This is a genomic window from Henriciella marina DSM 19595 (assembly GCF_000376805.1).
In the GTDB taxonomy this organism is placed as follows: Bacteria; Pseudomonadota; Alphaproteobacteria; order Caulobacterales; family Hyphomonadaceae; genus Henriciella; species Henriciella marina.
The window spans coordinates 958,598-973,062 of the sequence record NZ_AQXT01000002.1 but is presented as its reverse complement, the minus strand read 5'-3'; the positions used below and the strand labels follow the sequence as shown (position 1 = coordinate 973,062).

The 14,465-nt window shown below is 59.2% G+C and carries 12 protein-coding genes and 1 tRNA gene; 8 read left to right on the top strand and 5 right to left on the bottom strand.

Annotation, left to right across the window (positions count from 1 at the left end; translation table 11 throughout):
- Positions 1–25: 25 nt before the first annotated feature.
- Positions 26–598 (bottom strand): hypothetical protein, encoded by a 573-nt coding sequence (locus F550_RS0104870; protein ID WP_018147405.1) that lies wholly within the window; start codon positions 596–598, stop codon positions 26–28.
- A 179-nt stretch (positions 599–777) separates the two neighbouring features.
- On the opposite strand from F550_RS0104870, the gene F550_RS0104865 reads away from it, so the two are divergent.
- The 4 genes from F550_RS0104865 (at position 778) to F550_RS0104845 (ending at position 5,066) form a co-directional block, all read left to right on the top strand.
- On the top strand, positions 778–1,893 hold the full coding sequence (locus F550_RS0104865) for an acyl-CoA dehydrogenase family protein (protein WP_018147404.1): 1,116 nt from the start codon (positions 778–780) through the stop codon (positions 1,891–1,893).
- Positions 1,894–1,905: 12 nt separating this feature from the next.
- Positions 1,906–3,108 carry an acyl-CoA dehydrogenase family protein gene (locus F550_RS0104860; protein WP_018147403.1) on the top strand — a complete coding sequence of 401 codons (1,203 nt, stop codon included), beginning with the start codon at positions 1,906–1,908 and terminating at the stop codon, positions 3,106–3,108.
- A gap of 71 nt (positions 3,109–3,179) precedes the next feature.
- Complete coding sequence (locus F550_RS0104855) at positions 3,180–3,908, top strand: hypothetical protein (protein WP_018147402.1); 729 nt, start codon at positions 3,180–3,182, stop codon at positions 3,906–3,908.
- A gap of 189 nt (positions 3,909–4,097) precedes the next feature.
- On the top strand, positions 4,098–5,066 hold the full coding sequence (locus F550_RS0104845; RefSeq protein WP_018147400.1) for an alpha/beta fold hydrolase: 969 nt from the start codon (positions 4,098–4,100) through the stop codon (positions 5,064–5,066).
- Here the strand turns inward: F550_RS0104845 and F550_RS0104840 are convergent.
- The 3 genes from F550_RS0104840 to metG form a co-directional block, all read right to left on the bottom strand.
- Positions 5,058–6,434: an amidohydrolase gene (locus F550_RS0104840; protein WP_018147399.1), complete on the bottom strand. Its 1,377-nt coding sequence runs from the start codon at positions 6,432–6,434 to the stop codon at positions 5,058–5,060. The two genes, F550_RS0104845 and F550_RS0104840, sit on opposite strands and share 9 nt — an antisense overlap.
- Positions 6,435–6,514: 80 nt before the next feature.
- Entirely contained in the window at positions 6,515–7,144 is a 630-nt protein-coding gene (locus tag F550_RS0104835; protein ID WP_018147398.1) for a hypothetical protein, read from the bottom strand.
- 1 nt (position 7,145) lies between these two features.
- Positions 7,146–8,891: a methionine--tRNA ligase gene (gene metG / locus F550_RS0104830; protein WP_040500783.1), complete on the bottom strand. Its 1,746-nt coding sequence runs from the start codon at positions 8,889–8,891 to the stop codon at positions 7,146–7,148.
- Between the two features lie 108 nt (positions 8,892–8,999).
- On the opposite strand from metG, the gene F550_RS0104825 reads away from it, so the two are divergent.
- Complete coding sequence (locus F550_RS0104825) at positions 9,000–9,461, top strand: DUF1761 domain-containing protein (protein ID WP_018147396.1); 462 nt, start codon at positions 9,000–9,002, stop codon at positions 9,459–9,461.
- A 59-nt stretch (positions 9,462–9,520) separates the two neighbouring features.
- Here F550_RS0104825 and F550_RS0104820 read toward each other — a convergent pair whose 3' ends face one another.
- On the bottom strand, positions 9,521–9,961 hold the full coding sequence (locus F550_RS0104820) for an OmpA family protein (RefSeq protein WP_018147395.1): 441 nt from the start codon (positions 9,959–9,961) through the stop codon (positions 9,521–9,523).
- Between the two features lie 142 nt (positions 9,962–10,103).
- Between F550_RS0104820 and F550_RS0104815 the strand changes: the two genes are divergently transcribed.
- The 3 genes from F550_RS0104815 (at position 10,104) to F550_RS0104805 (ending at position 14,380) form a co-directional block, all read left to right on the top strand.
- Positions 10,104–10,179: transfer RNA gene (locus F550_RS0104815), tRNA-Thr, on the top strand.
- A gap of 107 nt (positions 10,180–10,286) precedes the next feature.
- The gene (locus F550_RS0104810) at positions 10,287–11,186 is read left to right on the top strand and encodes an NHL repeat-containing protein (RefSeq protein ID WP_018147394.1); all 900 of its coding nucleotides are present in this window, start codon (positions 10,287–10,289) and stop codon (positions 11,184–11,186) included.
- 392 nt (positions 11,187–11,578) lie between these two features.
- Entirely contained in the window at positions 11,579–14,380 is a 2,802-nt protein-coding gene (locus tag F550_RS0104805) for a hypothetical protein (RefSeq protein ID WP_018147393.1), read from the top strand.
- Positions 14,381–14,465 lie beyond the last annotated feature (85 nt).

The following is a 14,465-nucleotide window of genomic DNA, read 5'->3' as shown; positions in this document are numbered from 1 at the left end:
TCGCTATGAGCGCCTATGGCTGATATTACTCCGCGGCCATTTTCGGCGCGCTCGCGACGTCATAGACATGCCGCAACACATCCTTGGCCGGCTTCAGGATGACTTTCATCTCTTCAGAGGCCTTGTCGGGGTTGCGGGCGGTGAACTCAGCCATCTTGCGGACCATTTGCAAAAGCTGCGGCGAGTTCACGATGAGACGGGCCTGATACTCGATCTTGTGGGGGTCCCGGTCGTATTCAGCGCCCGGCACCCGCCAGCCGCCCCAATCATTTTCGTCCGTCATGACGACCGGAAAAGTCCCGGGAAAAGGGTGCGCTGCAATCTCATCGCTGTCCTGCCAGCGATTCTTTGCCCGCTGGATACGCCATTCTTCGGCCGTTGGGTCGTCGTCCAGCCGTGAGCGTGAACGTCCGTGCATGACATCCTCGGAGACGAGTTCTGTTGCGGCAAACTCGCGGCCCAGACCGACATCATAGGTAACCCGCAGCGGCTCCTCGACATCCTTCACCCAGTGCGGAATGACCTTCTCGATGAGCGCCCACGTGCCGACAGGCTTGACGAAAACCCGTTGGGATTTGTGAAAAAGGGCCTTGGCCATCTGCGTCCTCCAATTCTGTGGAGAGCTTTGTCACAGTATGTTTTCGTACCGGTAAATGGACGGCTTTGAATTTGCCGTGTTTGCCATCGCACAGGCCTTACCTTGCGGGACGGCTTCACGGGGCCCGGCGGCGCGCTATTCTCCTGCTCTGATATCAGGATTTAGGGAGACGGAGCCGAATGAACTTCGACTTTTCGGAAGACCAGAAATTTCTTGCGGGTGAAGCCAGAAAATTTCTCAACGCACAGTGCACGACCGCGCATGTCCGCGAAGTGCTGAATGATGACAGCAAGACCCACCATGACGGTGTGTGGAAGAAAGTCGTGGAGATGGGCTGGATTGGCGCGGCCATACCCGAAGAATATGGCGGGCTTGGCCTCGGCATGCTCGAGCTCTGTGTGATCGCAGAGGAAATGGGCCGCGCGCTGGCGCCTGTACCGTTCGCATCGACCACCTATTTCTTTGCCGAAGCGCTGAAGATCGCTGGCTCGGAAGAGCAGAAAAAGGACCTCCTCGAAAAGGTCGTCAGCGGTGAAGTCATCGGCTGTTACGCGGCGAGCGAAGGTCCTGGCAATCCTGATCCTTCGAAGATGAAAACGACGTTTGACGGCTCGAAGCTTACAGGCATGAAAGTGCCCGTGACCGACGGCGATATTGCTACCCATGCCGTCGTTCTGGCCAAGGAAGGCTCCGGATCGAGCCTCGTTCTGGTCGACCTGACTGGTGAAGGCGTCTCGCGCAAATCCGTCAGCACGCTGGAGCCGACACGTAGCCATGCCGAAATTACGTTCGATGGCGCGCCAGCTCAGCGGCTTGGCACGGCAGGCGAGGGCGGCGACTACAATGACGCGGTTCTCGATCGCGCAGCTGTGCTTCTCGCATTCGAGCAGCTCGGCGGCGCCGATCGCTGCCTCGAAATGGCGACTGAATTTGCCAAGGAACGCTATGCGTTTGGCCGTCCGATTGGCGGCAACCAGGCGATCAAGCACAAGCTCGCTGACATGTATGTGAAGAACCAGATCGCGCGGTCTAACTGCTATTATGGCGCCTGGGCGCTGTCGACGGATGCGGCAGAACTTCCAGAGGCTGCGGCGGCATCACGCCTTGCCGCCAGCGAAGCCTACTGGTTTGCTTCCAAAGAGAATATCCAGACCCATGGCGGCATGGGCTTTACCTGGGAGGTGGACTGCCACCTCTTCTACCGCCGGGCCAAGCTCCTTGCCGTGCAGGCCGGGTCACCTAAAGTCTGGAAAGAGAAACTCGTTTCCGCGCTTGAGCGCAAGAACGCTGCCTGAGGAGGACCACCAATGGACTTCAACGACACCAAGGAAGAAGCAGAATTCCGCGCCGAAGCGCGAGGCTTTCTGGAGAAGCACCTCAAACTTAAAGACGCCAACTCTCCGCGCCGGCCAACGGGCGAAGACTATCTGAAGCGTGCGAAAGACTGGCAGAAGATAAAAGCTGAAGGCGGCTTTGCGCAGATCACCTGGCCCAAGGAATGGGGCGGGCGTGGTGGTTCATCCATGCAGCAGGTCATCTGGAACCAGGAAGAAGGCAAGTTCGACGCGCCTGTCGGTCCGTTCGCGATCGGTCTTGGCATGTGCGTGCCTACGGTGATTGCCTTTGGGTCCGATGATCACAAGAAGCGCTATGTCGAAAAAGCCCTGCGCGGCGAAGAAGTCTGGTGCCAGCTCTTCTCCGAGCCTGCTGCCGGGTCCGACGTCGCTGGCGTCAAGACACGCGCCATCAAGGATGGCGATGAGTGGGTGATCAATGGCCAGAAAGTCTGGACCACGGGCGCGCACTTCTCCGACTATGGTATCGTGCTGACCCGTACCGACCCGAAAGCGCCAAAGCATAAGGGCCTCACCATGTTCATTGTGGACATGCACCAGAAGGGCGTTGAGGCGAAACCGATCCACCAGGCATCGGGCGGCCGCGAATTCAACGAGGTGTACTTCACCGATGTTCGTATTCCGGACTCCGATCGTCTGGGCGAAGTTGGCGATGGCTGGAAAGTCGCGCTGGTCACCCTGATGAACGAGCGTCTGGCTGTAGGTGGCTCACCTGGCCCCGACTGGAAAGAGATCATGGACTATGCCCGTGGCACAGGCTCGCTCACCGATCAGGCTTTCCGCGAGAAACTGGCGGACTGGTATGTTGCGGCTCAAGGCTACAGCCTCACCAAATTCCGCACGCAGACCGCGCTTTCGCGCGGCGGTACACCAGGGCCTGAAAACTCGATCGGCAAGATCATCACGGCGAACCAGCTGCAGGATATCTGCAACTCGGCGATCGAGATGCAGGACCATTACGGCATCATGAACGATAGCGACACGATGCCGGCTAATGCCCTGTTCCAGCAAAGCTTCATGTGGGCGCCGGGTCTTCGGATCGCAGGTGGTACAGATGAGATCCTGAAGAACATTATTGCCGAACGCGTGCTGGGCCTGCCCCAGGATGTCCGCGTCGACAAGAAGGTGCCCTTCGAGGAACTCAAACAAGGCTGATAGGCAATCCTTGTGCTGCCGGGCGTGTGTGAATAGCTTGCGCCCGGCATGCCATTGCAAGGAGAGCTTCCATGAAATCAGTATTTGCGTTGGCAGGGGCTGTATTCGCCCTCATGCCCCCGGTATCTTTTGCGCAGTCGCCTGAGGCCGCTGAGCAAGCACCGCCTCCAACTGAGGCCGATGCGCTCGAGCAGGCACAGGAAGAACCGATCAATCCGATGATCGCAGCCCTTCAGGGGCTCTATGTTGCCATCTTGCAGAATGACGAGGGCGGAATCGCCTCGATTCAGCCGGAAAACGGCGATCCAGCTATTATCGCTTTCATGACGCCTCAAACCGCAGAGACGCAGCGCGCAAAGCCGGAATACGCTGATCTTCAAGTGAGGGTCGTCGACCTTGCCGCGATCCTTCGTGGTCAGAACGGGGCGGTCACCTTCCAGGCCTCAGCGCAGGAAATTGCAAATGCGCATGCGCTCGACCCTGAAGCCGTGGACTTCATGGCGCCGGTCTTCTTCGTGACCAGCGACAATATGGAAGTGCAACTGGAAACACCAAACGGCCCGATCACGCCGGTTCTGACGAGCTATTCCGACGCAGAGACCCTGGCGCAAAAGCTGATCGATAGCGGCGATGCGAGCGAAGCAGTCAAAATCATTCCGGTCGAGTTTGCCAGCATGTTACAGGGGATTGGTGAGCTTGAGGGCGATGCCGGCTATCGTTTCTTCACCCATCCGCAAATGGTCGCGGCAATCAATTCGCAAATTCAACCGCCGGCTCAGCCTGAAACGCCGGAAGAGTAGCTGGCGGCACCTGTCTAATGTCCACAACCGCCCGCGGCTTCATCGAAGCTGCGGGCATTGTTATGTGTGCGCTCCATTTCCCCAACGCGACGATTGCAGGCGCAATCCAACAGTGAAACAGTCGCGCCTGACGATCCAGATCGCCGGGCTGGCTTGGGCCGTTCGGCGCGCCAATTCAGGGAGGGCACCATGCCAGACTTCAGCATGATTGAAACCAATGGGATCAAATTGCGCGTTGCGCAGGATGGACCGGACGGCGGCCCGCTCGTCCTGTTTGTGCATGGCTTTCCAGAAAGCTGGTATTCCTGGCGTCATCAGCTGAGCGCGCTGGCAGAAGCTGGCTACAGAACAGCCGCTGTGGATGTGCGCGGCTATGGCGGGTCGGACAAACCAGACCCGGTCGAAGCCTATGATATGGAAACGATTACGGCAGACATCGCCGGTGTCGCAAAAGCGCTTCAGCCGGAGGGGCCGGCTGTCGTTGTCGGCCACGACTGGGGCGCGCCGATTGCGTGGAATTCGGCGCTTCTCTATCCAGATCAGTTCCGGGCCGTGGCTGGCCTATCGGTCCCGTATCTTCCGCTTGGGGACAAACCGGCCATCCAGGTCTTCCGCGAGTTCTTCACCGCGCGCGGCATGTTCTTCTACCAGGTTTATTTCCAGGATCAGGGGCCGCCCGAGGCAGAATTAGAGGCCGATCCGGCCGCGACCATACGCAAATTCTACTACGCCATCTCAGGCGATGCACCCGACGGCACCTGGCCGACCGACAAGAAGCATGGCGACACGCTTCTCCACCGCCTGCCAGAACCGGACATGCCGCTCGCGTGGCTGAGCGAGGAAGATGTCGCCTATTACGACTCCCAGTTCAGACAGTCAGGCTTTCGCGGCCCGCTCAACCGTTACAGGAATCATGAGCGCGATCATGAATTTCTAACGGCGCTGGATGACAGCAAGATCTACCAGCCCAGCCTGTTCATCGGCGGCACGCGCGACCTCGTCCTGAAAATGTTTCCCGGCGACCCGGTCGAGGCGATGAAGCCCAATCTGCCAAATTTGAAAGCCGCGCACCTGCTTGAGGGGTGCGGCCACTGGACCCAGCAGGAGCGTCCAGAAGAGGTGAACTCGATCCTGCTGGACTGGCTCAAATCACTCTGAGCCGGACTGGTTGAACAATGACATCGCGGCTGCGGTCATGGAACTCACACCGGTCTTGATTGTGGGTTCATAATCGGGCGCGAAGAATGGCGAGTGGAGCGACGGCAGACCGGGGCCGCCATCCTGCGCGGCGTCGTAGGTGTCCTGATTGATGGCGCCCAGCCAGAAAATCAGACCCGGCACGCTTTCCTCGGTGCGACCGTATTGGGAGAAGTCCTCGCCGCCCATGACCGGGGTCATCTCCTTGACGTTCTCCTCGCCAATGGCCGCGCTAATGGCCGACATGGCCGTCGTCGCCAGGTCCGGGTCGTTATAAGTCGATGGGGTATAGTCGGAATCGACCGTGATCTCTGGCTCCGGTGCGCCATAGGCTTCAGCCTGCGCCATGGCGATGCGCTTGATGCCGTCGATCAATAGCTGGCGTGTCGCATCATCATAGGAACGGACGGTCAGCAGAAGCTCGGCGCCGTCAGAAATGATGTTGTGCTTGGCGCCAGCGGTGAAGGCGCCCACCGTGACAACCGCGGGTGTCTGCGGGTCGACATTGCGCGAGACGAGGGTCTGAAGCGCCATCACAATGGCAGAGCCGACGACGATCGGGTCCTTGGTTGTGTGCGGATAAGCGCCATGCCCGCCAACGCCTTTGACATGAATATCGACACTGTCGACATTGGCCAGCGCATAGCCGGAAGAATAGGCGACTGTGCCAGCCGGGGCCGCAGCCGACACATGCAGCGCGAGATTATAGTCCGGCAGCGGAAATTCACTATACAGACCATCCTCGATCAACGCTTTGGCGCCGAGCCCGATTTCCTCTGCCGGCTGTGCGAGCATGATCAGCGTGCCAGACCAGTCATCCTTGTTCTCTATAAGCTCGCGGGCAGCGCCGACCCAGCTCGTCATATGGATATCGTGACCGCAGGCATGCATCACGGGGCTCTCGACCCCGGTCCAGGTCGTGCTGATCACCTCAGAGGCGTAATCGAGACCTGTCTGTTCTGGGACGGGCAGAGCGTCCATGTCGGCGCGGATCAGCACGGTCGGACCATCGCCATTTTCATAGACGCCGACGACGCCATGTCCGCCCACGCCGTCGCGCACGGTGCCTTCGTCGCGCTCAGACTTCGCGCGTGTCCAGTCGTCGCCAAGGCCGGTCGTGACGGAGAAGCCCAGCGCTTCAAGCTCAGCTGCCAGGATGGAGGCCGACGTCGATTCCTTGAAGGAGAGTTCAGGATTGGCATGGAGCCAGGTGTAAAGCTCGTTGAGGTCCGTACCGGGTTCCGGGACCGCGCCCTGCGCTAACGCTGGAATGGCGGGCATGAGGGCAAAGGCGGCGGCGCAGGCGGTGAGTTTCAATCTCGAAAGCATGTCGGGTCCTCTCAGGTTTCTGAGAAGCAGCCTAGCAGACTTTGCCTTCGCTGCCAGTCATGACGGCAAGGATGAGGGAGTCAGGTCTTGTCAGTCATGCTCTCATGCAATTGAGGCGCGTAACCGTTCTGCAGCGCTTTCAGGCCTGCTGCGGGCGTGAGCGCGGTCACATCGCCGTGCGGGAGCGGCTGCGGCTTGCCATCGCCCTGAAACGACCACTTACGGCAATGGCCATCTGTGGTCACAAACACGCTGCTATCGTGCGCGAACATCGCGCCATCTGGCAGATGCGCGGCCTTCATATCTGGTGCCATGGCCTTTCCTTTCAGGCGCGCCTGCACCTCTCCAGCAATGGCCTTATCGATATCCGCCGCCCGGCCGGATGCGTCGATCGCACCAGCAGCGACCAGTGCAACGCGAAAAGCTTCTGCGCGTGGCCGCCTGCATTCGAAACAGGGCCGGTGGCCTGCTGCGAGCGCCGTTGCTTCATCCAGGAAGAAAAGCTCCGTGTAGCGCCCCGGCGCCATCAGCTCGCGGCGACGTCCCTTGAAGTCGAGCGCGCAGATAATCCACTGCCGGCTTTTCCAGCGTGTGGGTTTCAGTTGCCGGCTCGCGTCATGGAAACAACCGCCTCGATTGCCCATGAAGGTACCGCGGGCAGAAACAGCGTGGATCTCGCCAAACGGATCAACGCGGTTCTGCAGGGGCATGTCAGTCGTCGCCGCCGCCGAAGCGGTCAGTCCATTCGGCGACCTGCTCGTCCTCAATCTTGCGGAAAAGCACGTCGGGTGGCGTAATCTCGTGGCCGCGTGGCAGGGCATCGAGCAGCGCTGGCACGTCGCTGAAAGCGTCTGCGCTCATGCTGCGGCGATCTTCCGGCACGCCCAGCGCGCTGAGGATCATGGCTGCTGCTTCTGGAATGATCGGCTGGGCGATAATGCCGAAGAGCGCGGCAAGGTTGAGGCCAGAGCGCACGCCGATCGCGGCCGCATCGACATCGTTCTTGTACTTCACCCATGGCTCTGCCTTGGTGAGGTATTCATTGCCAGCCGCCCAGATCGCGCGCGTCTCAGCCGCTGCCTTTCGGAAATCCATATTCTCATAGTGCTCGACCAGGGCTGGCAGGCGCGTTTGCAGTTCGCTGACCATCCAGGCCTCTGCGTCACCCGGCTCGCCGCCATCCGGTACCTTGCCGTCGAACTTCGACGCGCAATACTTGGTGATCCGGTTGACGAAGTTGCCAAGCACATTGGCGAGGTCGGAATTGACTGCTGACTGAAAGCCCTCCCACGTGAAGGCCGCGTCAGACCCTTCAGGCGCATTCGACGTCAGATACCAGCGCCAATAATCGGCTGGAAGCAGCTCCAGCGCCTGATCCATGAAGACGCCGCGCTTGTTGGAGGTCGAGAACTTCCCGCCATACCAGGTGACCCAGTTGAACGCCTTGAGCCGGTCAACCAGCTTCCATGGCTCCTGCGAGCCGAGGATGGTGACGGGGAAGCCCACCGTGTGGAAGGCGACATTGTCCTTGCCCATGAACTGGACATAATCGACGTCGTCAGCGCCCTCATCGGTTCGCCACCAGGATCGCCAGGCATCAGGCTCGCCCTTGGCTTTGGCCCATTCTTCCGTTGCGGCAATGTACTCGATCGGTGCATCGAACCAGACATAGAACACCTTGGTCTCAAAGCCTTCGCGAATGGAGCCGTCAGGATTGGTGACCGGCACGCCCCATGAAAGATCGCGTGTAATCGCACGGTCGCGCAGGCCCTCATCAAGCCATTTCAGAGCAATGGAGCGCGCAAGCGGTGGCCAGTCGGTCGCCGCTTCGATCCAGTCACGGATGCGGTCCTGCATTTGCGACTGGAGCAAGAAGAGATGGCGCGTCTCGCGCACCTCGACATTCTTTGAGCCTGAGACAGCCGAATAGGGATCGATCAGGTCCACCGGGTCCAGCAGACGCCCGCAATTGTCACACTGGTCGCCGCGCGCTTTCTCAAAGTCGCAATGCGGGCAAGTGCCTTCCACATACCGATCGGGCAGGAAGCGGGCATCATCAACTGAATAGACCTGGCGCATTGTGCGCTCTTCGATCAGACCATTGGCTTCAAGCACGTGCGCGAAATGCTGGGTGAGGGCCGCATTCTCAGCGCTGCACGAGCGTCCGAAATGGTCATAGGAAAGGAGGAAATCCTCGCCGGCCTTCTTCTGGATCTCGTGCTGCTCATCGACATAGGCGCGAACCGGCACATCTGCGGCCTGCGCGGCAAGCTCGGCTGGCGTGCCATGTTCGTCTGTGGCGCAGATATAGAGCACGTCATGTCCGCGAAGACGCTGGAAGCGCGCATAGATATCGGCCGGCAGCATGGAGCCTGCCAGATTGCCGAGATGCTTGACCCCATTGATATAGGGCAGGGCGGAGGTCACCAGGATGCGGCGCGGGGCGGAATTCGACATGATAGCTTCCGTCATTCTTGTTTTCGGCGTATTGTTTCAGGCGCCGGGGCTGTGAAGGGGCACTCTTAGGCGCGGCCGCAGAAAAATGAAACGGGCAGGGAGGAAACAATGCCACGTCTCGCAGGAGTAAATCTGGTGGGCGTTCTGCTCGCCGCTATCGTCATCTATCTTGTTGGGTTCGTCTGGTACGGGCTTCTCTTTTCAGAGCCCTACATGAATGCCGTCGGCATCTATTTCAATGAAGCTGGCGACGCGATCACTTACGCAACCTCTGAAGGCATGCAGACCCGCACGATGGAAGACGTCGAGCTGTTCTGGCTGCTGGGCGGGTTCGTCGTTCCGCTCTTTCTCGCCTTCGGGCTTGGCTGGCATCTGCGCCGCAAGAGCATCACCTCGGCGTCTCGCGCCGCAGGCTCCGCGTTCGCGCTTTCCCTTCTGATTGGCGTGCCGCTCATCGCCTATCCACTTATCTACACGCCGTGGCATGACTGGACAGGGTTCTTGGTGAACGCCTCTCATACTGTCGCGTGCTTTGTAGCGGGCGCGGTTGTTCTGTCATTTTTTGACTGATCAGAAAGCCCCCGGGCTGCGAAGGTCGGGGATTTCGGGGGTGGGGGACTTCGACGGTCTTATCCGACTGTAGCGGGGACAGTCTGAAACTCGATGTCGACATTACGCGCCATGACAGAATTGCCGAGATCAATCTCCATGGCAGTTCTGGACGCGCGAATACCATGCGCGACGAGCTCGTTCATGACAGTCGTCCGGCGGCGCTCGGCCAGCCCTGCAACCGGGGTCTCATAAATATCGCCTGCAAATGCTGTCGCATTCAGACGCTGAATGGAACAGCCGGAGAGCTGATCGCCTGCTTCACGAATCGCATCGCGCGCAAAAGGGGTCAGCTCGGCTGTGCCAGGTTTGAAGTAGATCTTGAGTTGCACCAGATCGCAGGTCGCGACCTGCGGAGCATAGTAAGGCTCTGTTGGCGGCGGTATGCGCGCCTCATCCGCGAGAGCCGGAACGCCGGCAATCGAACAGACAGTGGCAAGGGCCAGAAAATATCGTCTCATAATCAGTGCTCCTTGTTGCAACACTGATCTCATAACGCGTCCATGGCCAAAAGGTGCCCGCAAAAGGTTAAAATGCGGCGCTGCAGTGATCTTGCAAAGGAATCTTGCCCTGCGGCGAAGCTCGGCTTAAAGGGCGGGTGTCGCCGGTATAGCTCAGCTGGTAGAGCACCTGATTTGTAATCAGGGGGTCCCGGGTTCAAGTCCTGGTGCCGGCACCATTTGCGCCCTTGCGCATTTCTTCCTGCAGTTGTTGTTGTTGCGAAACCGTCATGCGTCTCCTTTCGGAAGCGCCGACGGTCGTCGCCGACTTTGTGAGGAAAAAATTATGCGGACTGCGATGATCCTTGGGCTTGCGGCCCTTGCTGGCTGCGGCGCTAAAATTCCGGAAATCGATACGCCGACACCTGTGCTGCCCAACGCCGAGGCGCCGACAGTCTTTACGCGCTCATACGGTCTTACAGAATCGCCCGATGGCAATATCAGGGTCTTCGCCAAGGAGGCGCGCGATTCGACCTTTCTTTATGAGATGCGCAGACAGGATGATGGGGCCTGGTCGGACCCCGCAAAGCTCGACTTCCCGACGATGGTGACGCTGACGACGCCATCCTTCAGTCATTCAGATGGTATGCTCTACTACGCGTCGGACGCCGACATCATGGAGCGGGGCCAGAGCGACGCGAACATCTGGCGCGTGGCACCGACTGTGGAGGGCTGGGCTGAGCCAGAACCGCTGCCGGCGTCGGTGAATACCGACGCTGCCCAGATCAGCCCGGCCATGGACCGCTACGGCAGGCTCTATTTTACTGATAATGGCCATGAGAGCGTCGGCGGTCACGATATCTTTGAAGCGACGGTTGATGAGCAGAGCGGTGAATGGACCGTCTCGGCCATGCCCGATGGCTTCAACACGTTTCGTTCAGAGGCCCATATCGCTGTCACACCTGATGGCAACCGGATTTTCTTCTATAGCCCGCGCACACCAAAAATTGGCAGTGTTGATATCTGGACCGCGGAACGGGGCGCCGACGGTGCCTGGCAGGCCCCGCAGAACCTTGGCGAACCCGTTAATACTCCGGGCATAGACTTCGGTGCAGGGATGTCAGGGGACGGATCAATTCTGTTCTTCTCCCGTGACGGCGAGCTTATGATGATATCGCTGAATGCGGCGCTTGCGGGTGCCGGTAGCGTTGAAGACAAAACGGTGTCGAATACCGACGCCGGGTAAGCCTTTGGTGCCAGCGAACGCCGCCACCAGAATTGTCTGTGGATAGAGAAACGGGGTCGCCGCGCGCGACCCTGTTTCGGATTCACCCGGTCGGGGCGCCCGTGTTCGCTCGAAAATGATTGCTTTCATATTCCATCAGTGCAGAAACGAACTAGAGACAAAGAATATCTTTATGCGCGCTATACTTATGCCGTTGAGCTCAGATCTTGGGTCGGCATGTCGTATTCTTGTCATAAAACAATTGGCTCGATTTGGTCGAGCAATGTGAAGGTTTTGTGATGTCGTATTAGTGTCGTTGAGCTGTGTCATAGCGCCCCCCGAGAGCGGGAGTTGGCAAAGGTTAGCCCCCGTTCTGCGTGATGGAACTCAGTTAACCCTGAAGGGGGCTTCCCATGAAAAAGGCGACTACTCTGCGTCTGGCATTCACGACGAGCGTACTGGCGCTTGCTGTAGCGGCATGTACGCAAGGGTCAGACATCTCTTCGCCAGGTGCATCTAATCCCGGTACGCCTCCGGACGGCGGCGGCGGTGGCGGCGGTGATGGCGGCGACGGCGGCGGAACTGTTTCCTGCCCCAGCGGCTTCACGCAAGGCGCCGCAGTGGGCGGTTTGACAACGTGTTCTCTGTCCGGCGTGATCCTGTCTGATCTGACGCTGGAAAACGTCAATGGCGTCGCCTACCGGATTGAGGGCCGCGTGGACGTGGGTGAGGATATTGGCGCCGACGGAAGCGCGGGCGGCACGTCTGCCTCGCTGACGATTGAGCCGGGCGTGACAATATTTGGCGCGTCTGGCGCCGATTATCTTGTGGTGAACCGCGGCTCGCGTCTGCTTGCTGATGGTCAGGCTTCTGCACCGATTGTCTTCACCTCTGCGAACGACCTTGAGCGCCAGGCAGACAGCGACCCATCGAACGATGATGGTGGCAGCAATATTTCTGAGTGGGGCGGTCTTGTCCTTCTTGGCCGTGCGCCAATCAATAACTGCCTCAGCCCGACGGCGACCACTGGCACGGACGCCTGTGAGAACATCATTGAGGGCGTGACCAGCCCTGAAGCTGTGTACGGCGGTGGCCGCGCAAATGACGATAGCGGCATCATGCGGTACATGCAGGTTCGCTTTGCCGGTTTTGCGATCAACACGCAGGGCAATGAGCTCAACGGCATCACGCTTGGCGGTATCGGTAACGGCACCACGTTCGAGTACATCCAGGTTCACAACAACTCTGACGATGGCGTCGAATATTTCGGCGGCACGGTGAACACGCGCTACCTGGTGCTGACCGGCAACGACGATGACTCCATCGACACCGACAATGGCTTCAGCGGCAACATCCAGTATGCCTTGGTTGTTCAGCGCGAAGATGGCGGCGACAATATCGTCGAAGCTTCCAGCGCAGGCGGAACAGCTTTGCCGCGATCGAATGCCACTATCTCGAACTTCACTTTCATCGGTAATCGCTCGAACGCTTTCCGCCTGAACACCAACACAATCGGCCGCTACGTCAACGGCATCGTTGATTATGGTGCTGAATGCTTCCGCTTCGAAAGCTCCGCCGGTGACGGTGCTGCAGGATATGGCGGCATTGACGTCGATCCGAGTTTCGATTCAGTTCTGTTCGATTGCGATGGCGGTCTTGCCCGCTCCGGCAGCGACGAAGCCACTGCAGCGGCAGCGGTTGCCGGTGGGAGCAACAACACGACTGGCGTTTCCAGCTCGCTCGCAGGGACCTACTTTCCGGGACCCGCAGAAAACGGCGTCACACCCTTCAACGCCGCCACGCTCGACGGTTTCTTCGACACCACAAACTATATTGGTGCGTTCGGCCCGACCGAGACACAAGACGCCAACTGGGCGTCGGGGTGGACCTTCGCGCTCTTTTCGGACCCAGCTTGTCCGAGCGGTACATCCGACTCTGGTCTCGATCTCGACGGTCAGAATGTCTGCCGGATCTCGGGTGTCCAGACCTCCAGTGTCCGCCTCACCCGCGGCAATGTATATGAGCTTGATGGACGCGTGGATGTTGGTGTCGATATCGGTGCCGACGGAAATGCTGCCGACGGTTCTGCTGCGACATTGACCATTGAGTCCGGCGTGACCGTCTTCGGTGACAGCGGCGAAGACTATCTTGTCGTGAACCGCGGCTCGCAGATCTTCTCAAACGGCACGGCTGCCGACCCAGTCGTCTTCACCTCCGAAGACGATCTGACGAACAGCCAGATCGATCCTGCCAACGCCATCGGTGAGTGGGGCGGTCTTGTCCTTCTTGGTCGCGCGCCAATCAACAACTGCCTCAGCCCAACGGCAGCTTCGGGTACGGTGGACTGCGAGAACATCATTGAGGGCGTAACCAGCCCTGAAGCGGTGTATGGCGGCGGTGTTGCAAACGACAACTCCGGTTCCATGACCTTCACCCAGGTGAAATATGCCGGTTTTGCGATCAACACGCAGGGCAATGAGCTGAACGGCATCACTTTTGGCGGCATTGGCAACGGCACCACCGTTGAGCATGTCCAGGTTCACAACAACTCTGATGATGGCGTCGAATTCTTCGGCGGTAACGTCAACGTTCGTTATCTGGTCCTGACCGGCAATGATGATGACTCGATCGACACCGACAATGGCTATAACGGTAACATCCAGTATGCGATCGTTGTCCAGCGCGAAGATGGCGGTGACAATATCGTCGAAGCCTCTAGTGCCGGGGGCACGGCGACGCCGCGCTCAAACGCAACCATCGCCAATTTTACTTTTGTCGGTAACCGGTCGAATGCGCTGCGCCTGAATACCAATACGATCGGTCGCTACGTCAACGGCGTTGTCGACTACGGTAAGGAGTGCTTCCGCTGGGAGGACTCGGCTGGTGACGGTGTTGCCGGATACGGCGGAGTTGGTGTCGACCCTAGCTTCGACTCGGTTCTGTTCGACTGCGATGGCGGTCTTGCCCGCTCCGGTGGTGACACGGCTGCAGCCCAGGGGGCGGTTACCGGTGGTTCGAACAATACCACGAGTGTTGCGTCAACTCTGAGCTCAACCTTTGTCAATGGTTCGGCCGAAGCGGCTGCGACGCCTTTCGATGCAACCACGCTCAATGCGTTTTTCGAAACAGCCCCATACATCGGCGCTGTCGAGAATGCGCAGGATACCTGGTGGCAGGGCTGGAGCTGCGGCCTTGAGGCCTCGGACCCCTGCTGATGAACGGGCCCGGACCGGTTAAACCTGCCGGTCCGGGCCTATCCATCTGGTCTCAATGACAACGCTCCAAACTTTACATGTCCGG

What these genes read in the sequence shown, in the direction of transcription:
- F550_RS0104845 (WP_018147400.1), top strand. Translation starts at nt 4,098, where the DNA reads ATGCCAGACTTCAGCATGATTGAAACCAATGGGATCAAATTGCGCGTT.
- metG (WP_040500783.1), bottom strand. Translation starts at nt 8,891, where the DNA reads ATGTCGAATTCCGCCCCGCGCCGCATCCTGGTGACCTCCGCCCTGCCC.
- F550_RS0104840 (WP_018147399.1), bottom strand. Translation starts at nt 6,434, where the DNA reads ATGCTTTCGAGATTGAAACTCACCGCCTGCGCCGCCGCCTTTGCCCTC.
- F550_RS0104825 (WP_018147396.1), top strand. Translation starts at nt 9,000, where the DNA reads ATGCCACGTCTCGCAGGAGTAAATCTGGTGGGCGTTCTGCTCGCCGCT.
- F550_RS0104860 (WP_018147403.1), top strand. Translation starts at nt 1,906, where the DNA reads ATGGACTTCAACGACACCAAGGAAGAAGCAGAATTCCGCGCCGAAGCG.
- F550_RS0104865 (WP_018147404.1), top strand. Translation starts at nt 778, where the DNA reads ATGAACTTCGACTTTTCGGAAGACCAGAAATTTCTTGCGGGTGAAGCC.
- F550_RS0104810 (WP_018147394.1), top strand. Translation starts at nt 10,287, where the DNA reads ATGCGGACTGCGATGATCCTTGGGCTTGCGGCCCTTGCTGGCTGCGGC.
- F550_RS0104805 (WP_018147393.1), top strand. Translation starts at nt 11,579, where the DNA reads ATGAAAAAGGCGACTACTCTGCGTCTGGCATTCACGACGAGCGTACTG.
- F550_RS0104835 (WP_018147398.1), bottom strand. Translation starts at nt 7,144, where the DNA reads ATGCCCCTGCAGAACCGCGTTGATCCGTTTGGCGAGATCCACGCTGTT.
- F550_RS0104855 (WP_018147402.1), top strand. Translation starts at nt 3,180, where the DNA reads ATGAAATCAGTATTTGCGTTGGCAGGGGCTGTATTCGCCCTCATGCCC.
- F550_RS0104820 (WP_018147395.1), bottom strand. Translation starts at nt 9,961, where the DNA reads ATGAGACGATATTTTCTGGCCCTTGCCACTGTCTGTTCGATTGCCGGC.
- F550_RS0104870 (WP_018147405.1), bottom strand. Translation starts at nt 598, where the DNA reads ATGGCCAAGGCCCTTTTTCACAAATCCCAACGGGTTTTCGTCAAGCCT.